We start from the raw sequence: 22,127 nt of genomic DNA, 5'->3' as shown, positions 1-22,127 counted from the left end.
CACATTAAAAATTTATATGTTGAGATATTTGTCTAAGTAATCTGAGCGTTCTTTCAAGCTATTGATGTAAGCGTCTTCTTGGTGTTCCGAAATAATTTCATAATTATATCGTCTAAAAGTCTGGATAATTTCATTCAAAGGACCAGTTCCAATTTTTACTGTAATCTGAACATTTTCAAGATCAGCTTCTGATATAAAACAGCCAAGGACTTTTCCATTGTTGCTTTCAACAATTTGAGCGATTTGTCCCATAGAGTAATCCAAAAGCCCTTTTTGGACAATTATGATGCCGCCTTGTTCCTTTAAAAATGGCGTTTCCTGAAAGAATTTCATAATATCTTCCATTTCATAATAGCCAATATAGCTGTTGTTTTCGTCTAAAACAGGAACAGTATTCGTGTGGTTTTTGGCAAAGACCTCTAAAACGTCAAGCCAGATCATTGATTTTCGGGCAAAAAAACGTTCTAAAGTGTATTTGTAGTCGACTGCTTTTTTATCTGTATCAAAAGTTTCTATGTCATCGGCCGCGATACTGCCAATGAAAATCCCGTCTTCTAAAATTGGGAAATGAGAAAAATTTACATCGATAAAAAAATCCTGAATCGATGCTATCGTTTCCTGACTATCAATCGCTCTGAAATCATTGGTGATATAGTTTGTAATTTCTGTCATAAATCAATTGAAGATATTTCCTTTGCAAAATAATCAAAAAATACCAAAAACTACGACGTTTTACTTTGTATTTTTGTCTTTACAAATATAGTGTTACTAGAATTAATTATCTATTTATATGACAAAGTTAAGTGTTAATATCAATAAAATTGCAACTTTAAGAAATGCACGTGGCGGGAATGTTCCTGATTTATTAAAAGTAGCTGTAGATATTCAGAAATTTGGAGCTCAAGGAATTACTATTCACCCACGTCCAGACGAGCGCCATATACGTTATCAGGATGCACGCGATTTAAAAGCAATTGTTACAACAGAATATAATATTGAAGGAAATCCGCAACATAATTTTATTGATTTGGTTTTAGAATGCAAACCAGATCAGGTGACATTGGTTCCAGATGCAATTGGCGCAATTACGTCATCTGCTGGTTGGGATACCATCAAAAATCAAGAATATTTGACTGAAGTTATTCAGGAGTTTCAAAGAAACGGAATCAGAACATCAATTTTTGTTGATCCTGTTTTGGAAATTATTGAAGGAGCAAAAAAAACAGGTACAGACCGAATTGAATTATATACCGAAGGTTTTGCACACCAATACAGTTTAGGAAACGAAAAAGGAATTGAGCCTTATACGAAAGCGGCTGTTTTGGCAAACGAATTAGGTTTAGGAATCAATGCTGGACACGATTTGAGTTTAGATAACATCAAATTTTTCAAAGAGAATATTCCGGGCTTATTAGAAGTTTCAATTGGGCATGCTTTAATTTCAGAAGCACTTTATCTTGGATTAGATAATACGGTAAATATGTATCTGAATAAATTGAAATAAATCTTCAAAGTAAAAACAATAATATGCTTTATTCAAAAATAGAAGGCGAAGGAAAACCATTCATCATCATGCACGGTTTTTTGGGAATGTCTGATAATTGGAAAACACTTGCCGGACAATATGTAGAAGCCGGTTTTCAGGTTCATATTTTAGATTTAAGAAACCACGGGCGTAGTTTTCATTCAGATGAATGGAGTTATGAAGCGATGGTTCAAGATGTGTTCGGATATTGTCAAGTAAACAATTTAACTCGAATTGACATGCTTGGTCATTCAATGGGCGGAAAAGTGGCAATGCTTTTTGCAACCACACATCCGGAAATTGTCGATAAATTGATTGTGGCAGACATTGGTCCAAGATTTTACAAACAGCATCACCAAGATATTTTGGCAGGATTGAACGCTGTTGATTTTTCAGTAAAACCAAGCCGAAATGACGTTGAAGCCATTGTTGCGCAATATGTACCCGATTTTGGTACGCGTCAATTTTTATTGAAAAACTTATACTGGAAAGAGCCGGGGCAATTGGCATTCCGATTTAATTTGGAAGTTTTCAATAATAATTTGGATGCAATTGGAAAACCTTTGGCAGAAGGTTTGGTTTTCAATAATCCGACATTATTTATAAGAGGAGGAGATTCAGGTTATATTCAGGATGAAGATGTTGATGCGATAAAAGAGCATTTCCCGAATTTAAAATTAGAAACAATTCCGAATGCGGGGCACTGGCTTCATGCTGAAAATCCGAAGATGTTTTTTGAAATGACAGCAGGGTTTTTGAAAGAGTAGTTACTTTTGATAAAAATTTTATTACTTTTAAATAAATTTTAAACCTGAAAAACTATGAAATTATTACTTAGACTTCTTGTTACGGCTGCTTTGGTTTTATTATTGTCGAACCTTTTGACAGGGGTTGTGGTTACTAGTTTTGGAACGGCTGTAATTGTTGCAGTAGTTTTAGGCTTGTTGAATATTTTTGTAAAACCGATTTTGGTGATTTTGACTTTGCCGGTAACAGTGGTAACACTTGGTTTGTTTTTATTGGTCATAAATGCATTGATGATTTTAGCTTGTACTAAAATTGTGGGAGGTTTTGCTGTGGATTCATTCTGGACGGCGTTAATTTTTAGTGTTATTTTGTCTGTTCTGCAATCGATCACTTATAAAATACTGGGAGACGATAAATAAAACAAATTGAGCAGATTAAAACTGCTTCAAATACAATAGATTAAAAACTTGGTTGGGTTGCAAAAATTTTATAATTTTGCAACCCAATTTTATTATGTAAATTAAAGAAGAAGATGGATATTAAAAGAGTAGCAATAGACGCTGTAAACGAGACGATTGTTATGAACGTTGTTCATATGGATTATAAAGGTCAAGTGGCAAAAAGAATTAACGAAAAAATGCCTTTAGCACAAGTTAAAGGATTTAGAAAAGGGGCTGTGCCTAAAGATCTTGTTGAAAAGCAATACGGAAAAGCTATTAAGCAAGAAGAAATTAAAAAAGTAGTTGATTTGGCTTTGGAGCGTTATATTCAATCTGAAAGATTAAATCTTTTAGGAACTCCTCTTGCTAAAGTAAACGAAAACTTTAACTGGGATGCTGAAGAATTGACTTTCGAATATGAAATTGGTTTAGTGCCAAACTTCGAAATTGATTTAGAAGCTAAAAATAATATCGTAAAATATATTGTAACTGCTGACGATAAATTAATCGACGGACAAGTAGAGCGTATCCAAAAACAATTTGGAAAAGCAATTCCTCAAGATAAAGTTGAAGCTGATTCAGATTTGACTGGAACTTTCGCGAGCGAAGCAAACGGAATCAACAATACTACTACAATTTCAGTTGGAGCTTTCAGCAAAAAAGCTGGAAAACAATTCGTAGGTAAAAAAGTTGGAGATGTTGTTACAGTAAGCACAAAAGGTTTATTTGATGACGATCACCAATTAATGGATTACTTAAAAGTTGGTCACGAAGGTGTTCACGGTTTAGATGTTGAAGTAAACTTCACAATCGAAGCTATTAATGGTTCTGAACCAGCTGAATTAAACCAAGAATTATTCGACAAACTTTTTGGTGAAGGAAAAGTAGCTTCTTTAGAAGATTTAAAAGCTAAAATTAAAGAAGACGCTGAATCTCAATTCGCTCAACAAGCTGACCAAAAATTATTATTAGATGTTCAAGATTTCTTGATCGAAAATACAAAATTCGATTTGCCAGCTGAATTCTTGAAAAAATGGTTGCAAACTGTTGGAGAGAAAAAATTAACTGCTGAAGAAGCTGAAGTTGAGTACGCAAGATCTGAAAAAGGTTTACGTTTCCAACTAATCGAAGGAAAAGCATTAGCTCAAAGCAATATCCAAATTACATTTGAAGACTTGAAAGAGTTTACATCAAACGCTATCAGACAACAAATGGCTCAATTTGGTCAAACAAACCCAACTGACGAAGAAGTTCAAGGAATCGTGGCTAGAGTTTTATCGAACCAAGAAGAAGTGAAAAGACTTTCTGAGCAAGTTGTAGCGGCTAAAATGTTAGATATCTTCAAAGAAAAAGCTAACCCAACAACTAAAGAGGTTACTTACGAAGAATTTATTGCTGCTTCTTACGGAGAATAAATTTTAGTCTGAAAGTCGAAAGTTATAAAGTCGAAGATGGGGAATATGCTTCATCAACTGGATTTTAAAAATTAAGATTTTATTACAGAAACTGAAAGATAAAAATAATTATATTTGAACGTCAATGGAAGGTTTTCTTCTATTGACGTTCTTTTTTTATTTCAAGTTTCAGGGTAGTAAAAAATCCTAAGTCTAAAAAAAACTTAGAGTCTTAGCGCCTTAGAATCTTAGCATCTTAAAAAAGAAGACATATTGGCATCCTTTTTAAAAAGGTATGACCTTTGCAGAGATTAAGAAAAATATACACCAATAAACGTAAAACAAATACATATGAACTACGGTAAAGAATTCAAAAAATTTGCTACAAAGCACCAAGGGGTAAACGCAATGTATTACGATAAAATCATTGCAGCGATGAATCCAACGAATATGACTCCATACATTATCGAAGAACGTCAGTTGAATGTTTCTCAACTAGATGTTTTTTCTAGATTGATGATGGACAGAATTATCTTTTTAGGAACTGGTATCGACGATCAAATCGCAAATATCGTTCAAGCGCAATTACTATTCTTAGAAAGTGCTGACGCTTCAAAAGATATTCAAATTTACTTAAACTCTCCTGGAGGAAGTGTTTACGCAGGTTTAGGAATTTATGACACTATGCAGTACATCAAACCAGATGTTGCTACAATTTGTACGGGAATGGCAGCTTCTATGGGAGCGGTTTTATTGTGCGCAGGAGCTGAAGGAAAACGTTCGGCATTGCCACACTCAAGAGTAATGATTCACCAGCCATCTGGAGGAGCGCAAGGTGTTGCTACAGATATGGAAATCAACTTACGTGAAATGTTGAAATTAAAAGATGAATTATACAACATTATTTCACACCATTCTGGACAAACTTTTGACAAAGTGCACAAAGACAGTGAGCGCGATTACTGGATGAAAGCCGATGAAGCAAAAGAATACGGAATGATTGATGAAGTATTAAGAAGAGGATAATCTCTTAAAAGTTATATTTGTTTCATGTTTAAAGTTTTTAAGTTACCAATGAACTTGAAACTTTAAACATGAAACTTTAAAACAAAAATAAATTAAAATATTAAGCTGCAGAGAAGTTAACTTTTTAAGTTTTAGATTAAAAAGCTTAGAAACTTAGTATCTTTGCAGCTTAGTAACTTAAATAAAGAATGGCAAAAGTAGTTTTAGAATGTTCGTTTTGTGGAAGAAAAAAGCCAGAAACTAATTTATTAATTGCCGGTATTAATGCACATATTTGTGATAAGTGTATTGAGCAGGCACATGGAATCGTATTAGAAGAATTAAAATCCAGCGGAAATGCCAAACTGGTTGGGGACTTGATTTTAAAGAAACCGAAAGAAATCAGAGCTTTCTTGGATCAATATGTTATTGGTCAGGATCAAACTAAAAAAGTAATGTCGGTTGCGGTTTACAATCACTACAAGCGTTTAATGCAACAGCAATTAGACGACGAAGTTGAGATTGAAAAAAGCAACATCATTATGGTTGGTCAAACTGGAACAGGAAAAACATTAGTTGCAAAAACTATTGCAAAAATGTTGGATGTTCCATTAGCAATTGTTGATGCAACTGTATTAACAGAAGCTGGTTATGTTGGAGAAGATGTTGAAAGTATTTTAACTCGTCTTTTGCAAGCTGCGGATTATGATGTAGCCAAAGCAGAAAGAGGAATCGTTTTTATTGACGAAATTGATAAAATTGCACGTAAAAGCGACAATCCGTCAATAACTCGTGATGTTTCTGGAGAAGGTGTTCAACAGGCTTTATTGAAATTATTAGAAGGAACGGTTGTAAATGTACCACCAAAAGGAGGGCGTAAGCATCCAGACCAAAAATTTGTTGAAGTAAATACTCAAAACATTCTGTTTATTGCAGGTGGTGCTTTCGATGGAGTAGAACGTATTATTTCAAAACGTTTAAATCGTCAAGCAGTTGGTTACTCAACTTCTAAAAACACAGACAATATCGACAAGGATAACTTGTTGCAATATATTATCCCAAAAGACATCAAAGATTTTGGTTTGATTCCAGAGATCATTGGTCGTTTGCCAGTTTTAACGCATATGGATCCTTTGGACAAAGAAACGCTTCGTGCTATCTTGACACAGCCTAAAAATGCATTGGTAAAACAATATGAGAAATTGTTCTTAATGGATGATGTTGAATTGAGTGTTACCGATGAAGCTTTGGATTTTATTGTAGATAAAGCTTTGGAATACAAATTAGGTGCTCGTGGATTGCGTTCATTATGCGAAGCTATTTTAACAGATGCGATGTACGAATTACCAAGTTCTGACGATACAACTTTGACAATCGACAAAGAATATGCAGAACATACGTTGAGCAAAAACTTATTGAAGCGCATGGAAATTGCTTCTTAATTATTGAAAATATATTTTCTAAAACCTGTTCATTTTTTGAGCAGGTTTTTTTATACTTTTTTGAATCTATTTTCGTTTGTCTTTTTGTGTAAATTTAAACATGAAAAAAATGTTTCTTATAATTTGTCTGAGCGTCCTATTTTCTTGTAATCAAGAAAACAAAGCAACTGCAGTTTCTGAAAACAAGCATAAAAGTGAAATAGTTTCAACAGATAAACCTCGCGTTGAAATCAACTATAGCAATTACTATAAAGAAGCTGAGCAATACTGCAAGACAAACAAACTCAACCAAAATAAATTTATACTGATTGATCTAGGTGTTCATTCTGGTTATAAAAGATTTTTTGTTTACGATTTTAAAAAGAAAGCCATTTCTAATTCCTATATGGTAAGTCACGGTTGCGGTGATAATCAATGGGGAAGGACTTCATCTAAAGAAAAAGTGCAAATTAGCAATGAATTTGATTCGCATTGCTCTTCAATTGGAAAATATGTGATTTTAGATCGCGGTGTGAGTCAGTGGGGAATAAAAGTCAATTATATTTTGCAAGGAAAGGAGAAAACGAATTCGAATGCACGAAGCCGAGCAATTGTGTTGCATTCTTGGGATGCAATTCCAGATAATGAAGTCTATCCCGAAGGAACACCAGAAGGCTGGGGCTGTCCAGCGGTTTCAAATGAAGGCATGAAAGAGATTGACGAACTTTTGAAAACCAATAAAAAAGTATTGATGTGGATTGTCAAGTCATAATCCTCAAGACTTTTGAAAACAAAAACTTCTCGTATAGTCCTGATCGAAACGGCATCCTTTTGTGGTGGTCCCGATAATTATCGGGAACAAAAGATACAGTGAAGAGCAGGAGAAGACTTCTTTTGAAATGAAATATTTCTGCTCCTAATAATTATTGTACTCTAAATTTTTCGCGATATTCAATAGGCTTCATTCCGACCATTTTATAAAACACTTTTCGGAATGCTTTTGGATCGTTGTATCCTGTTTTCTCGATAATTTCTGAAATGGAAAGTTGCGTTTGTTCCAGATATTTTTTTGAGCTTTCGACTCTAATATTCTGCAGATATTCAATTGGCGGAATTCCTGTCACTTGTTTAAATCGGCGTGTCATGTTTCTGGCGCTTGTCGGAATATCTTTTGTGATTTCTTCCAATTTTTCAATCGTATGATATTGACTTTCGATTTTTTGCTGTAACTGCGCTACCAAAACGTCATTATGCAAATGATTAGGCCTGAAAGTGCTGAAATAACTTTGTTTATATCGATTTAAGTCAATGGAGAAGATTTTTGCAATCTGAACCGCAATTTCGTTGCCACAATATTTTTGAACTAAAAGTATAAGCAAATGAAAGGATGAAGTTGATCCGCCACTTGTGTACAAACTTCCATCGGCAGTCAAAGTTTCTTCGGGTTTTAATTTTACTAACGGAAAAGCTTTTGTAAAAGCACTGCAAGCGTCAACATGCGTAGTGGCTAATTTTTCGTTTAATAATCCAGAAGCGGCAAACAAAAATGCGCCGGTGCAAAAACTTGCTAATTCAGCTCCAGATTGATGTTGTTTTTTTAGCCACGGAATAAAATTTCGGTTTTTTGCAATCATTGCTCCCATATCATCAGTCGTGAAAGCTGGAATCAGAATGAGTTCCAAATTGATATTTGAAGTCTCAATTGCATGAACATTGTATCCAAATAATTTTTCCTGTGTAATCTGTTCAGCCGATTGAAATAACATAATATCAAAAGGTTTTTCAGCATCTTTGCTTAGTTTATTTGCCGTTTCAAAAACTTCTAAAATCGCTGCGATACTCAATAACTTATAGTCGTGTGGTACGATCAAACCTGTTCTCTTGCTCATGACTTTTTCTTTTTTGGAAGATTGTAATTCTTACAAAAGTAATCAAATTGTCTTAAATGACCCTAAAGTTGACTTTTATTGTCGTTTTAAACTAATCTTAAAATTTTACATTTGCTTTGATTAATTTGTAATTTTATAAAGATGAAAACAAAGATATTCTTAAATCTTGCAGTAAAAGATTTAACTCAAGCAGTGTCGTTTTTTAACGCACTTGGTTTTTCAACCAACCAAAAGTTTACAAACGATAAGGGAGCTTGTATCGTAATTAGCGAAGATATTAACGTCATGATTTTGGTTAAAGAGTTTTATCAAACTTTTACCAAGAAACAAATTTGTGATTCTAAGACAACAAGTGAGGTTCTAATTTCCCTTTCTATGGAATCGCATGAGAAAGTAAATGAAATTGTCGAGAAAGCAGTTAAAGCTGGTGGAACTGATTATATGGAAGCGAAAGATTATGGATGGATGTATCAAAGAAATTTTTTGGATTTAGATGGACATCATTGGGAAGTCTTTTATATGGATGAAAGTCAGATTCCAAATAGTTAATTATGATTTCGGTAGAAGTTATAATTCAGATGCCCATAGAAAAGGTCTGGGATTTTTGGATCACGCCCAAACACATTCAAAATTGGAATACCGCTTTGGGCAACTGGTACACGCCTTATGCTGAAAATGATTTGAAAGTAGAAGGAAAGTTTAGATATGAAATGGCATCAAAGGATAATACTGGAAGTTTTGATTTTGAAGGAAAATACACTAAAATTGAAAAATTTAAGTTAATAGAATATCTGCTTTTAGATAACAGAATCGGGAGTATTTATTTTGAGGATTTTGGCGATAAGGTGAAAATCATTGAAAAGTTTGAACCCAATAAAACTGATCCTGAAAGCATGCAGAAAAGCTGGTGTCAGGACGTTCTTGACAACTTTAAAAAATATACAGAAAGTATCTAAAAGATTTTAAAACTAAATTCAGAAATAATGATCACAATAAAAAATACAGTAAACGCACCGATAGCAAAAGTTTGGGAATATTGGAACACGCCAGAACATATTACAAAATGGAGTTTTGCTTCACCAGACTGGCACACACCATATGCAGAAGCTGATTTGAGAGAAGGCGGAAAATTCAAATCGACGATGGCGGCTAAAGATGGCAGTATGAGTTTTGATTTTGGAGGCGAATTTACATTGGTAAAACCTGAAGAAGCACTTTCATATGTTTTGGGCGATGGCAGAAAAGTTGAAATAACGTATACAGAAACAGCAGACGGTGTAGAAATCGTTGAACGTTTTGATCCTGAAACGGTAAATCCTGAGGAGATGCAACGCGCGGGCTGGCAGGCAATTTTGGATAATTTTAAAAATTACGTCGAAAATAATTAGTTTTAGGCGAAAAGGCTTAAATATACAGAGGTTCAGGATATTATAATACAGATTTAAACTTAAATTGACTTACATAACTAATGATTTAAATAAATTGTTTAACAAAAAAATCTAAAAAAATGACAAAACAAATATGGTTGAATCTTCCTGTAAAGAGTGTAGCAAAAGCGAAAGATTTTTTCTGGAAAATAGGTTTTTCGTTTAATGAACAGCACGATACGCCAAGTTCTACTTGCATGGTAGTGGGTGAAGGACATTTTGTTGTAATGCTTTTTGAGGAAATGCTTTTTTCTAGTTTTTCTCAACATGGACTTACAGACACAAAGTTAAGTTCTGAAGTTTTGATTTCTATTGATGCCGAAAGCAGAGAAGAAGTGGACGAGTTGGCTAAAAAAGTGACAGAAGCCGGCGGAACCGTTTTTGCAGCGCCAGCAGAAAGCCAAGGATGGATGTACGGCTGTGGATTTGCAGATTTAGATGGCCATAGATGGAATGTTTTGTATATGGATTTTAGTAAATTATCTTAATTATGGAAACATTAGAATTCAAGAGTAGGATTAAGGCTCCCGCGACAAAAGTGTGGGAGGTTTTATGGAATGATGACACGTATAAAGAATGGACTGGTGCTTTTTGTGAAGGTTCATATGCGGTAAGTGATTGGAATGAAGGAGACAAAATTCATTTTATGTCACCAAATGGAGAAGGAATGAACAGTCTTATTGAGAAAAAAATCCCAAATGAATACATGGCTTTTAAGCATATTGGAGAAATTAAGGATTTTAAAGAACTTCCACTAGACGAAGAAACCAAAAAATGGAGTGGCGCAATGGAAACCTATCGTTTAACATCAGAAGATGGATTTACTGATTTGACTGCGAAAGTAGATGTTGTTGAAAAGTACATTGATTATTTTAAAGAAGCTTTTCCTAAAGGTTTAGAGAAAGTAAAAGAATTATCTGAGAATTAAGAATAAAACATTAACAATTAAAAAATAAAAAAAAATGGCAACAGTAAACCCTTATTTGTTATTTAACGGAAATTGCGAGGAAGCATTTTTGTTTTATAAATCCGTTTTTGGAGGTGAATTTCCTTATATCGGAAAATTTAAAGATATGCCAAAAGAAGAAGGCTGTGACGAAGTTTCTGATGCAGATGCTGACAGAATCATGCACGTTTCACTGCCAATTGGCGACACTATTTTAATGGGAAGCGATAGCTCGACAAGATTTGGAGATTTGCCTTTTGGTGAAAATTTTTCAATTTCAATCAATACAGAAAGTACTGAAGAAGCAGACCGAATTTTCAACGGACTTTCGGCTGGAGGAAAAGTCGAAATGCCGATGAACAAAACTTTCTGGGGTGCTTATTTCGGAATGTTCAAAGATAAATTCGGAATCAACTGGATGGTGAATTTTGATGAAAATCAGCCAGGGAAATAATCATTAAAGTTATGTTATTCTAAAAGCGGAACATAATTGTTAAATTACTCGAAAAAGCACATGTTTATGTGCTTTTTCTTTTCAAAAAAACAATGATTATTCTTTTTTATCAATTATAGATTGCCGATTTTTGTCGCTTCAAAATCAATAAAGAAAAAATGGCAATAGAGGATAAAGAAATTATTTTATTAAAAGTTTCAGGACATGATAAAATAGGGGTTACAGCAGGTTTGACAGCTGTATTGGCGGCTTATGATGCTAATATTTTAGATATCGGTCAGGCCGATATTCATGATACACTTTCTTTAGGAATTTTGTTCGAAATTGCTGCAGGTTCTTCTTCGGCGCCAGTTTTGAAAGATCTTCTTTTCAAAGCGTACGAGCTTGAAATCAAAGTGAAATTTATTCCAATTTCTATCGACGATTACGAAACATGGGTAAAATCACAATCAAAACAACGCTACATTATCAATATTTTAGGCGAAAAACTAGCGGCTTCTCAGTTGGCGGCAGTGACTAAAATCATGTCAGATCAAAACCTTAATATTGATTCTATTATACGATTAACGGGACGAACTTCTATTGTTGAAAAGGAACAATATCCACGTTCTTGCATTCAATTATCGGTAACGGGTGAAATTGTAAATAAAATTGTTATGACGGCAAGTTTTATGGAAATTTCAAGAACGTTGAATGTTGATATTTCTTTCCAAGAAGATAATATATACAGAAGAAATCGCCGTTTGGTTTGCTTCGATATGGATTCAACTTTGATTCAAACTGAAGTTATCGACGAATTGGCAGAATTGAATGGAGTAGGAGATCAAGTACGAGCGATTACAGAATCGGCGATGAATGGCGAAATTGATTTTAACGAAAGCTTCAAACAACGTATGGCACTTTTGGAAGGTTTGAGTGAAGAAGTTTTGCAAAATGTAGCCATCAATTTGCCAATCACACAAGGTGCGCATCGTTTGATGAAAGCGCTGAAATATTACGGTTATAAAACTGCAATTCTGTCTGGAGGATTTACTTATTTTGGAGAATACCTGCAAAAAGAATTAGGAATTGATTACGTTCACGCTAATCAATTAGAGATCAAAGACGGAAAATTGACAGGAAAATATATAGGTGATATTGTCGACGGACAAAAGAAAGCCGAGCACTTAAAAGCAATCGCTGAGAAAGAAGGAATCCATATCAACCAAACAATTGCTGTTGGAGACGGAGCAAATGATTTGCCAATGCTAAATTTAGCTGGCTTAGGAATTGCTTTCCACGCAAAACCAAAAGTAAAAGAAAGCGCTTCAACCTCAATTTCAAGTTTAGGTCTTGATGGTGTTTTATATCTTTTAGGTTACCACGACAGATATATTGATATGATGTAAGCAATTTGTCACGCTGAACGAAGTCGAAGGGCTTAACGTTTAAAGGACTTCGACTTCGCTCAGCCTGACAAATGAAATTCAACCCATTTTTGTCATTTCGACGAAGGAGAAATCGCACTAGTGACTCGACAAAGATTGCCAATATACTTTATGGAATTTCGAGTGCGATTTCTCGTTCCTCGAAATGACATATCTGGTGTTAATAAAAAACAAAACCTCAGTCTTTAAAAAAGAGCTGAGGTTTTTTTATTTGGGCATGTCCCTCCGGGGGCTCATGAGAGTTTACTGGAATTAACGTTTTAAAAGAGAAATTAAGTGTTGTAATTTATTTGCCTTTTGCGAGTATCGTAATTGTTGTCGTAGAAATAAAAATAACTATTAAATACTTTGTTATACAATCTATTGTTATGAATGTCAAACGAAAAAGGAGAACTTGTGCCTAATTTTTTATAAATCTTTAATAGTTTTTCCGCAACAATTAAGTCGTCTTTTTTTAAACATCTTATGCCAAAAAGAAACATATCATTTTGATCGGTCGGATCTTTTTCTAAATCAAAATACGCAAATACCTGTTCGTCGTTTTTTGAATGTAAGACTTCAACGTCATGATTTTTTGGATCTATGTATTTTTCTATTATATACTCTTTATCGAAATTTATATTTAAAAAATCAAGTAACTCAGCTATTTCTGTACCATCAAAACTAGTTTCCCAATATGAATTTTCAACATTCAAGATTTCAAAAAAACAAGCGTGAAAATAAAATTCCACATAATTTATGGTATGTAAACCATTTCTTTTTCCGTAATGTAAGTCAATTTTTTTTCTTAATTCAATATCTTCCGAATCCATTTTGTAATACTTTTTCTAGATTTAATATATCCTTTCAAGTCAGATTGTTGTAACATTTAGCTTCGAATTAAAATTTAAATTCTGCATAATTTCATTCAGACTTTTTTGAAAGTTACTTCCTCAATTTCAATTCCTTTTTAATCTCTTTCAAATTATTCAGATTCAAGAAAAGGATTATATTGGTTTAGTGGAATCTTCCTTTTTGTATTTGTCCCATTCTTTAAGTATTAATTTTTCAAGATCATCGAAATTATAATTTAAACTATTAGAAGTAATTGATAAAGGAGTTCCATACATTTTTAAATTAGCTTTCATCAGTGACGCTTTAAAACGCGAACTATTTTCAATAAACGCTTGGGGATTTGAAACATCAATTAATAAAAATTTAGTCGACATGACTTGACGTGTTCTTATTCCTTTGATTTTCGACCAATCAATTAATCCAACACTTCCATAATGGGAATTGTCAGTAATTCCATTATCATTAATTATTAATCCTGGCTTTTTGTCAAAGATTTTAAAAAGCAAAAAAATCAAACATATTCCAGAAAAAATGATTGAGGCAAAACCAGCAATTTTTATAAATCCAGGATTTCTATAGGAGTGTGAAACAAAATGTTCGGGATTTAGAATAAATTGAATTCCTAAAAAAATAAAGATTATTGAACCTATTAAAGCTAAAAATATTTTTCTTTTGTTTAAGTCAATTCTGATTTCACTCATTTTACTTCCTCGAATCTAGCTCCTTTTTAATCTCTTTCAAATTATTCAGATTCAAGAAAAGAATAGGCAATAAAGCAATTGGAACAACACTCATTGCACTGAAGCCTTTATTGAAAATAATGAAGATGTTAAGTGCAAACAACACAATTAATGCGATAGCAAAAATAGTATTAACAGTTTTCAATGTTTTGTGGTTTTTGATGAGTTCTTCAGTACTCATTTCGCTGAATTTCGTGTTTTTCATTTTCTATAAATAAAAGTTGTTTTTAACACATTTCCTTTAATTGCTCCAAATAATCCCTTTGATTTGAAAGTCTTGGAATTTTATGTTGGCCACCAAGTTTGTCTCTTTCTTTCAACCAATCATAAAAAAGATTTTCTCTAGCAACATTAATTACCAAAGGATTTAAAGTCATATTGTTGTAGCGTTTCGCTTCGTAATCAGAATTTAAAGTTTGTAAAGTCTCATCTAAAACTTTTTGGAAAAGACCAACATCAGCTGGATTTTTCTTGAATTCGATCATCCATTCGTGCGCGCCTTTTTCTTTGTCATGCATAAAAATAGGGGCAACCGTATAATCGATAACTTCGGTTTGGGTAATTTGGCAAGCTTTTGCGATAGCTTGATCGGTGTTTTCGACCATTAATTCTTCACCAAAAACATTAATATGATGTTTGGTTCTTCCCGTAACTCTGATTCTGTATGGATTTAATGAAGTAAATCGAATGGTGTCGCCAATTAAATAACGCCATAAACCAGAATTGGTTGTAATAACAATTGCATAGTTTTTATTCAATTCAACGTCTGCTAAACGAACTACTTTTTGATTTAGAGTTCCAAAAGTGTCCATCGGAATAAATTCATAGAAAATTCCATAGTCCAGCATCAGCAATAAATCGCTCGAATAATTTAAATCCTGAATGGCAAAAAAGCCTTCAGAAGCATTGTAAATTTCGTAATATTTAAAATCAGAACTTGGCAGAATTTTTTTGTATTGGTCTTTATAAGGAGAAAAACTCACACCTCCATGAAAGTAAACTTCAAGATTTGGCCAAAGTTCCAACAAGTTTTGACTTCCCGTATTTTCTAAAACTTTATTCATTAAAACCAGCATCCAGGAAGGAACTCCAGCAAAACTGGTTACATTTTCGTTTTTGGTTTCATTGATAATCGCCGCAATTTTGCTTTCCCATTCGCTCATTAGCGAAGTTTTGCTGCTTGGCGTACTACTGAATTCGGCCCAAATTGGCATATTTTCAATTAAAATTGCCGATAAATCACCAAAAAAAGTATTGTTGTTTTCGTATATCTGAGAACTTCCGCCCAAGCGAAGACTTTTTCCTAAAAACAATTCAGAATCTTCATTATTATTCAAATAAAGGCAAAGTAAATCTTTGCTCCCTTTATAATGACAATCTTCAAGCGCTTCGTTGCTTACGGGAATAAATTTGCTTTTAGCATTTGTAGTACCGCTTGATTTGGCAAACCATTTAATTGGTGTTTCCCAAAAAACGCCTTGCTCGCCTTGACGTGTGCGTTCAATCAAAGGCTGTAATTCTTCGTATGTTGAAATCGGGACTCTTTCTGAAAAAGTTTGATAGGAACTTATTGAAGCAAAATCGTATTTTTTTCCCACAACCGTATTTTCTGACGCTGTCAATAAATTATGCAACAGTTCTTCCTGAACTTCATTCGGATATTTTAGAAAAAGTTCAATTTGGTGTATCCTTTGTTTAAGGACCCAAGATGCGAAAGAATTGATGATAGATACAGGCATGCAGATTTTTATTTTAGATTTTGAAATTTTGCCCAAAAAGCAAAACTCATAAATTTAAGATTTGAATATCGACCGACAAATAGTAACTTTGTCCTTGTATCAAAAATAGTATTTTTTTGGAAAAAACAATTCTATTTGAGACAAGATTCCGAGCTAAAATTTGGAAATTTAACACTAAAAACTCTATTTTCTCAGAGTTATTATGAATCTAAAATAAGCAATTTAAAATTAAAAATTCTATGCAATATCAAGGAGTACTTACAAAAATGCAGACTGAAATGGGAAATCCAATTCAATATTATTTGGTTTTCGAAGATAGTTTCTTAAGTATGAATCAATTATTGAATAAAGATATTGAGATAAATTTTGCAGGTTTTCAATGTTTAAATTGCGGTAAAAAGAAAAAGATTTACAGACAAGGTTTTTGTTACGATTGCTTTTATTCAAGTGCGGCTGTGGGCGACTGGATTATGCGCCCTGAATTGAGTACCGCGCACTTAGGAATTGCAGATCGTGATTTAGAATTTGAATCAAAAGCGCAGTTGCAACCTCATATTGTATATTTAGCTTTTTCAACAGAAGTGAAAGTAGGGGTGACGAGAAAATCTCAAGTTCCAACAAGATGGATCGATCAAGGGGCAACACAAGCAATTGCAATTGTTGAGGTTCCAAATCGTTATTTGGCAGGAATTACCGAAGTTGCTCTAAAAGATCATTATACTGACAAAACCAATTGGAGAAAAATGCTTCAATGTACCTCAGAATCATGTGATTTAATTCTTGAAAAATCAAAAGTAGAAAGCTTGATTCCTGAAGAAGTAAGGGATTATTTTTACAGTGAAAAGAATGATGTTTACGAATTAAATTATCCTGTTTTGAGTTATCCGGCAAAAATCAACAGTTTGAATTTAGATAAAACGCCTTCGTTTCAAGGAAAATTAGTTGGAATCAAAGGGCAATATTTATTATTTGAAAACGGAACAGTTTTCAATATTCGTGGTTCAGAAGGTTATGTAGTTACTATAAATGTCTAGTGTAATTCGTTATTCGTCTATTTATTTTTAGTCTCTGTCTATTAAATATAAAAAAGCGCCAAAATCCTTGTATTTTCGGCGCTTTTTAAAATTATTGATGTGAATATTGTTAAATTAATTTACAATTATGTAATGTTTACTTATTCAAACATTTTAATTTTAAGAAAAAATTAACTTATATTTGGTTGGTTCAATACTGCTGAATTACCATTTAAGGCAAGAACTTTTTTTAATTCTAAAAATAAAAATGAATGAGTAACTTAAAAAAAGTTAACGGATTCAGACGCAGTTTAATGCGTGGTTTAACCAAGAACATTGGCCGCTCAAATATGCAAAAAGGCGAGCCAATAAATACGAGCGAAATCAAAAAAGTATTAATCGCTAGGCCAAATCAGAGATTAGGAAATTTGATTTTAATTTCCCCTTTAGTCCAGGAAGTGACCAAAACATTTCCGAATTGTAAAATCGACTTATTTGTAAAAGGAACGTTGGCCCCGATTGTTTTTGAAAACTATGAAAACATTGACAAGGTAATTGATTTGCCTAAAAAGCCTTTCAAGGAATTAGTAAAATATTTGAAAGTTTGGACCTTGATTCGAAAGCAAAATTATGATGCCGTAATCAATGTCGATCAAAATTCTTCTTCAGGAAGATTGGCAGTGAAATTCTCGGCAGCAAAATATAAGTTTTTTGGCGACTTGCCAGAAAATGTTCAACTGCCTTATGATGACTATGATCATATTGCAAAATATCCAGTTTATAATTTTAGATATGCTTTGAGCCAGTTAGGTGTTGAAGATAAAAAAGAACCTGTAGGTCTTATTGATTTAAAGCTATCTGAAGATGAAATTGCAAAAGGAAAAACAATATTAAATGGTATCGTAGACCAAACTAAAAAATCGATTGCCATATTTACTTTTGCAACTGGCGAAAAATGCTATAAAGTTGATTGGTGGGAAGAGTTTTATGCCGCGTTGAAGAAAGAATATGCAGAGCAATATAATATTTTCGAAATTTTACCTGTTGAAAATGTATCTCAAATAAACTTTCAAGCACCTTCATTTTATAGTAAAGATGTTCGTGAAATTGGTTCTGTGATGGCTAATAGTGCAGTTTTTATTGGAGCAGACAGCGGCATTATGCATTTGGCAAGTGCTTCAAAAGTTGCTACAGTTGGGTTGTTTTCGGGTGCAAATATTAAAAAATACGAACCGTACGGGAACAACAGTATTGGAGTTGATACTAACACAAATTCGATTCCTGATTATATCCGAATCATTAATACAATTTTGAATAAATAATAACATTACATTCTGCTATAAATAAAAAATCCTGCCCTATAAAGAGCAGGATTTTTTTATGAAAATCATTTGAGATGATTTAGTTTTTCTTCTTAAATAATCCATTAAGCAAGTCGCTTGCTTTTTTGGTTACTTCTTGAGTTTTTTGTTCTTTCTCAGTTTTTGCAGCCTGAGTGGTATCTTTTGCTTTTGTGTTTTTGTTGATTAAATCAGTTAAAGCTGCAGTACCTTTTTGCGTTAATTTTTCTTTTTGTTGATTGGCAACTTGACCCGCTAAATTGCTCACAGCGGCTTTCATATCAGTGCTGATTTTTGGGCTAGAAAAATTACCGGTAACCATTGCATTGATCGGAATGTTTTCCAATTTCGCTGCATCAGCAGGAGACATTTTTGCAATCAAAGCATTTGCTTCGCTTCCTAAATATTTAGCTGGAACATCAAATTTTAAATTGTAATTCATCGTTTGGTCAAAACCGTGCGTTCCGCCAACTGTTACTTTAATGTCTTGATATTTAATATCGAAAGGTTTTACATTTACTTTTCCGTTATCAAAAGTCAAGGCCGCTTTAATGTCATTTAAATTTACCTTATTCATGTCGATAAATTTAATGTTTGAGCTAAGAGAATTAAGTAAAGTTGAATTTTTAGCATTTACAGTTGTCGAAAGCAATTGACCGATCAAATCTCCTGAAATAGATTTTAAATCTGGCGTTAATTCATTTGCATCAAGATTTCCGTTTAATTTGATTGTTGAATTCAGTTTTCCATTGATAATTCCTGCAATCGGAGCAATTTTTTTCATCATGTCTAATTGCGTAAAAGTCTGCGCAATGTCAACTTGATTGAAACCTAAATTCATATCAAATGTTGGTACTTTTTCTTTTGTTGAAACCGCTCCAGTCAAGCCAATTGTTCCACCAAAAATTGAAGTTTTGAAGTTTTCCAACAATGCTTTTTCATCTTTGATGATCAATTTTCCAGAAACATCTTTCAGTTTCAAATTGTCATACAAAACAGTTGTTGCTTTTGCGTTTAAAGTACAATTTAAGAAAGCTGGAATTTTCATTGCTTCAGCAGGTTTTGCTGGAGTTTTTGTTTCTGTTTTTGTAGGCTCGCCAGCAGTCATAAAATCATCAACAGCTAATTGATTTGAACTCATATTGAACTTTCCTTTCAATTCCTGTTTTTTGAACATGAAACCATAGAAGTTTTCTAAAACTCCATTAATAGCAAGATCACTTTTTCCAGTAGTGGCATTAAATTGTTTTAAGTTGATTTTGCTTGGGTTGAACTCAACTAAAGCAGTACTGATGTTCATTGCTTTGCCATTTTCGTCAGTGTATTTAAACCCTGACAAACTCATCGTTCCAGCATTTTTGATATTTTGATATTGGCTTTTTTCAACAGAAGCCATATCAAAGTTAGTCGTAACATCAGCTTTCAAAATACCTGCAAGAGGTTTATCCATTTTGATTGGATAGGCTTTTGAAAGATTTGCCAAGTTGATTGTTCCTTTCAAAGCTGCGTCAACAATTGGGTTTACAGTAATGTTTTTAATATTTGCTTTAGCGTTAAAAACGTCTTGATCAATTCGGAAAGAAAGTTTGTCTAAATTAACGTAGGTGTCGTTTAGAATCCCTGTTTCGTTTATGATTTTAGTGTCAATTACGATATTTTGAACTGATTTTGGCAAGTTAGGATATTGAAATGAAGAATTGCTTGAAGCAATTTCAATATTGAATTTAGGAACCGTTGTATCTGTCAATTCTCCTTTCGCAAAACCATTAACTGTAAAGTCTCCAGTAGTTTTTACACCTTCCAAACTTGATGCATAAGCCGAAGGAATCAATCCTAAGAAGTTTGTAAATGATGAAGTTGGCGTTTTAAATTTCAAATCATAGATCTGCGCTTTTTCAGTCATCTGAATAAATCCGTCAAATTCTAATGGCAATTGATTGATTAAAGCTTTGTTTTCTTTAAAAGTATATTTGCTCTTTTCAAGATCGATTCCTAAAATCGCGTCCAAAGTCAATTTTACATTTTTCATGTAATTGATTTTGTCCATATCCAAAGATACTTTTGCAGTCGATTTTGTAGTTAAATCTAATTTTGAATTGGTAAAATCTCCAGTACCTTCATGGTTTAAACTATCGATTACCATTTTAATTTTAGAACCTTGATCGATATATCTAAAAGTGAAATTTTCGATTTTGTAGTTCTGAATTTTTAATGCAAGCGGTTTGCTTTTTTCGTCTTTAGTTTCTTCTTTTTTGTCCTTTAAAGCAATGTCAAAGTTTCCAACACCGTCTTTATTAAAAATAATGTTGATTAAACCATTTTCAGAAGTGATTCCTTGAATGCTTAAGGGTTCATTTTCTCCTTTGAAAAGTTCTTTAATGCTCATTTTTAAGTTTAATTGACCTAAGGAAACCAATGTGTCACCTTCAAAAGGTGCTTTGTTGATGATTACCAATTTTTCAATTCCAACGGCCGCATTTGGGAAGTTTCGGAACAAACTTAAATCGGCATCAGCAAAACTTACTTTGGCATCAACGCTTTCATTGATTGCTTCAGAAATTTTTGCTTTGATCTGATCCTTGAAGAAGTAAGGAATGGCGAATAGCGCGGCCACGAAAACCACAATTACAATGGCGGTTATTTTTAAAATTTTCTTTAACATATTTATAGATTTGAGGGTTTTACTTAAAATCAGACTCTGCAAAAATAGTTTTTTTTACTACAGTTTGACGATAAAGTTTTCTTAAAAATGTAAGAAATGCTTTCTATTTGTGAATAAAAAAATCCGTTTGACGATTTTCAAACGGATTGGCTCTTTAATGTGATATTGGCTTTTTTATAAAGGAAACAATTTTATTCGTCAATACATCTGAAATCGGCAATGTTTCATTATTGTAGCTGTCAAAATTTGCTTTATTGTCACCTTCAATAATTTTTAGAACGTGATTCATTTTGTCCACAATTACCAATTCAGAATTCTTATTGGCTTTTGATAAATTTTCAGCATCAGTAACGCTTACTTGCAAATCACTATTTCCTTGAAGAATTAAAATAGGAACGGTAAGTTTTTTAAGTTCTATTTGAGGATCATATTTGAACCAAGAAATCAAATAAGGCTGAATACTTGGCCTAAACAGCGAGTTTAAAAGTGGGTCAACTTTGTTTACTTTATTTCCCGCTTTTAAACTGTCAATAATCGGGAAGGTCATATTCTCGATTTGTTTGTTTGATTTCGACGAAATTTGCTCTTTTAACAATTTATCTGCTGATTCTCCTGCACCTGCAATCGAAATAAATTTGTTGGCTTTTGCTCCTGCAATCATTCCAATTAATGATCCTTCGCTATGCCCAATAACCGTTAATTGTGAAAAACGTTTGTCTTGCTTCAAAAAGTTGATCCAGCTTTTTGCATCTTCGGTATAATTTTCAAAAACCAAACTCGACTCTGTTGTTGCTGCTGTTTTGCTTTCGCCAATTCCTCTTTTGTCGTATCGCAATGATGCAATTCCGTTTTTTGCCAAAGCTTCTGCGAGCATTTTCAACGAATTGTTTTTCATTGTAGGGTTATTTCCATTTCTGTCGGTTGGGCCAGAACCTGCAATGATTAACGCAACGGGGCATTTTTTTGTCACATCAGGAACTGTCAGCGTGCCGTAAAGTTGATCAACATTGATTTTTAAGGTAACGTTAGTTTCTTTAAAGGTATGTTGCTCTGTATTTTGCGCATTTACAGATGAAAGAAATAAAATACTCAAAAACAAAAATATCTTTTTCATTTTTTAAGAT

At 33.2% G+C, this 22,127-nt stretch carries 24 protein-coding genes; 16 read left to right on the top strand and 8 right to left on the bottom strand.

The genetic code is table 11. The features are described from left to right. Positions 1-12: 12 nt before the first annotated feature. Entirely contained in the window at positions 13-672 is a 660-nt protein-coding gene (locus AAYQ19_RS17490) for a CBS domain-containing protein (protein ID WP_343537996.1), read from the bottom strand. Between the two features lie 118 nt (positions 673-790). On the opposite strand from AAYQ19_RS17490, the gene AAYQ19_RS17485 reads away from it, so the two are divergent. The 7 genes from AAYQ19_RS17485 to AAYQ19_RS17455 all read left to right on the top strand — a co-directional run bounded on the left by AAYQ19_RS17485 (position 791) and on the right by AAYQ19_RS17455 (position 7,304). Further along, on the top strand, positions 791-1,504 hold the full coding sequence (locus AAYQ19_RS17485) for a pyridoxine 5'-phosphate synthase (protein WP_320569947.1): 714 nt from the start codon (positions 791-793) through the stop codon (positions 1,502-1,504). A 23-nt stretch (positions 1,505-1,527) separates the two neighbouring features. Then, positions 1,528-2,292 (top strand): alpha/beta fold hydrolase, encoded by a 765-nt coding sequence (locus AAYQ19_RS17480; RefSeq protein ID WP_343537993.1) that lies wholly within the window; start codon positions 1,528-1,530, stop codon positions 2,290-2,292. A 54-nt stretch (positions 2,293-2,346) separates the two neighbouring features. After that, entirely contained in the window at positions 2,347-2,691 is a 345-nt protein-coding gene (locus AAYQ19_RS17475) for a phage holin family protein (protein ID WP_343537991.1), read from the top strand. A gap of 113 nt (positions 2,692-2,804) precedes the next feature. Beyond that, positions 2,805-4,127 carry a trigger factor gene (locus tag AAYQ19_RS17470; RefSeq protein ID WP_343537989.1) on the top strand — a complete coding sequence of 441 codons (1,323 nt, stop codon included), beginning with the start codon at positions 2,805-2,807 and terminating at the stop codon, positions 4,125-4,127. A 330-nt stretch (positions 4,128-4,457) separates the two neighbouring features. Continuing rightward, a complete protein-coding gene (gene clpP / locus AAYQ19_RS17465; protein WP_132989322.1) occupies positions 4,458-5,132 on the top strand; it encodes an ATP-dependent Clp endopeptidase proteolytic subunit ClpP in 675 nt (224 codons plus the stop codon). A gap of 188 nt (positions 5,133-5,320) precedes the next feature. Beyond that, the gene (clpX, locus tag AAYQ19_RS17460) at positions 5,321-6,553 is read left to right on the top strand and encodes an ATP-dependent Clp protease ATP-binding subunit ClpX (RefSeq protein WP_343537987.1); all 1,233 of its coding nucleotides are present in this window, start codon (positions 5,321-5,323) and stop codon (positions 6,551-6,553) included. A 109-nt stretch (positions 6,554-6,662) separates the two neighbouring features. Further along, positions 6,663-7,304 carry a murein L,D-transpeptidase catalytic domain-containing protein gene (locus AAYQ19_RS17455; protein WP_343537986.1) on the top strand — a complete coding sequence of 214 codons (642 nt, stop codon included), beginning with the start codon at positions 6,663-6,665 and terminating at the stop codon, positions 7,302-7,304. 151 nt (positions 7,305-7,455) lie between these two features. Here the strand turns inward: AAYQ19_RS17455 and AAYQ19_RS17450 are convergent, their stop codons facing one another. Continuing rightward, a complete protein-coding gene (locus AAYQ19_RS17450) occupies positions 7,456-8,421 on the bottom strand; it encodes a GlxA family transcriptional regulator (protein ID WP_343537984.1) in 966 nt (321 codons plus the stop codon). Positions 8,422-8,562: 141 nt separating this feature from the next. On the opposite strand from AAYQ19_RS17450, the gene AAYQ19_RS17445 reads away from it, so the two are divergent. From AAYQ19_RS17445 to serB, 7 genes are all read left to right on the top strand, one after another. Next, positions 8,563-8,970 (top strand): VOC family protein, encoded by a 408-nt coding sequence (locus tag AAYQ19_RS17445; RefSeq protein ID WP_343537982.1) that lies wholly within the window; start codon positions 8,563-8,565, stop codon positions 8,968-8,970. Positions 8,971-8,972: 2 nt separating this feature from the next. Next, positions 8,973-9,377 (top strand): SRPBCC domain-containing protein, encoded by a 405-nt coding sequence (locus AAYQ19_RS17440; RefSeq protein WP_343537981.1) that lies wholly within the window; start codon positions 8,973-8,975, stop codon positions 9,375-9,377. Positions 9,378-9,404: 27 nt separating this feature from the next. Continuing rightward, positions 9,405-9,809 (top strand): SRPBCC family protein, encoded by a 405-nt coding sequence (locus AAYQ19_RS17435; protein WP_026730666.1) that lies wholly within the window; start codon positions 9,405-9,407, stop codon positions 9,807-9,809. 119 nt (positions 9,810-9,928) lie between these two features. Then, positions 9,929-10,336 (top strand): VOC family protein, encoded by a 408-nt coding sequence (locus AAYQ19_RS17430; RefSeq protein ID WP_343537980.1) that lies wholly within the window; start codon positions 9,929-9,931, stop codon positions 10,334-10,336. Positions 10,337-10,338: 2 nt separating this feature from the next. After that, positions 10,339-10,776, top strand: coding sequence for an SRPBCC domain-containing protein (locus AAYQ19_RS17425; RefSeq protein ID WP_343537978.1), 438 nt, complete (start codon positions 10,339-10,341; stop codon positions 10,774-10,776). Between the two features lie 34 nt (positions 10,777-10,810). After that, positions 10,811-11,248, top strand: a complete 438-nt coding sequence (locus tag AAYQ19_RS17420; protein ID WP_343537976.1) for a VOC family protein — start codon at positions 10,811-10,813, stop codon at positions 11,246-11,248. Positions 11,249-11,406: 158 nt separating this feature from the next. Next, positions 11,407-12,636, top strand: coding sequence for a phosphoserine phosphatase SerB (gene serB, locus AAYQ19_RS17415; protein ID WP_343537974.1), 1,230 nt, complete (start codon positions 11,407-11,409; stop codon positions 12,634-12,636). A 311-nt stretch (positions 12,637-12,947) separates the two neighbouring features. Here serB and AAYQ19_RS17410 read toward each other — a convergent pair whose 3' ends face one another. From AAYQ19_RS17410 to AAYQ19_RS17395, 4 genes are all read right to left on the bottom strand, one after another. Continuing rightward, complete coding sequence (locus tag AAYQ19_RS17410; protein ID WP_343537972.1) at positions 12,948-13,487, bottom strand: hypothetical protein; 540 nt, start codon at positions 13,485-13,487, stop codon at positions 12,948-12,950. A gap of 174 nt (positions 13,488-13,661) precedes the next feature. After that, complete coding sequence (locus tag AAYQ19_RS17405) at positions 13,662-14,210, bottom strand: STM3941 family protein (protein ID WP_343537970.1); 549 nt, start codon at positions 14,208-14,210, stop codon at positions 13,662-13,664. Position 14,211: 1 nt separating this feature from the next. Beyond that, entirely contained in the window at positions 14,212-14,454 is a 243-nt protein-coding gene (locus AAYQ19_RS17400; protein ID WP_343537968.1) for a redox-active disulfide protein 2, read from the bottom strand. 22 nt (positions 14,455-14,476) lie between these two features. Continuing rightward, positions 14,477-15,988: a GH3 auxin-responsive promoter family protein gene (locus tag AAYQ19_RS17395; protein WP_343537966.1), complete on the bottom strand. Its 1,512-nt coding sequence runs from the start codon at positions 15,986-15,988 to the stop codon at positions 14,477-14,479. A 239-nt stretch (positions 15,989-16,227) separates the two neighbouring features. On the opposite strand from AAYQ19_RS17395, the gene AAYQ19_RS17390 reads away from it, so the two are divergent. Together AAYQ19_RS17390 and AAYQ19_RS17385 are read left to right on the top strand one after the other, a co-directional pair. Continuing rightward, positions 16,228-17,022 (top strand): DUF2797 domain-containing protein, encoded by a 795-nt coding sequence (locus AAYQ19_RS17390; protein ID WP_343537965.1) that lies wholly within the window; start codon positions 16,228-16,230, stop codon positions 17,020-17,022. Positions 17,023-17,273: 251 nt separating this feature from the next. Further along, positions 17,274-18,323 (top strand): glycosyltransferase family 9 protein, encoded by a 1,050-nt coding sequence (locus AAYQ19_RS17385; protein WP_343537964.1) that lies wholly within the window; start codon positions 17,274-17,276, stop codon positions 18,321-18,323. 79 nt (positions 18,324-18,402) lie between these two features. On the opposite strand, the gene AAYQ19_RS17380 is transcribed toward AAYQ19_RS17385, so the two are convergent. Next, the gene (locus AAYQ19_RS17380; protein ID WP_343537963.1) at positions 18,403-21,003 is read right to left on the bottom strand and encodes an AsmA-like C-terminal region-containing protein; all 2,601 of its coding nucleotides are present in this window, start codon (positions 21,001-21,003) and stop codon (positions 18,403-18,405) included. A gap of 154 nt (positions 21,004-21,157) precedes the next feature. Beyond that, on the bottom strand, positions 21,158-22,117 hold the full coding sequence (locus tag AAYQ19_RS17375; RefSeq protein ID WP_343537961.1) for an alpha/beta hydrolase: 960 nt from the start codon (positions 22,115-22,117) through the stop codon (positions 21,158-21,160). Positions 22,118-22,127: the final 10 nt, after the last annotated feature.

Origin of the sequence: Flavobacterium mesophilum, from assembly GCF_039581405.1 — a bacterium.
In the GTDB taxonomy this organism is placed as follows: domain Bacteria; phylum Bacteroidota; class Bacteroidia; order Flavobacteriales; family Flavobacteriaceae; genus Flavobacterium.
Note: the sequence above shows the minus strand (reverse complement) of the source record. Positions and strands in the feature narration are given on the sequence as shown.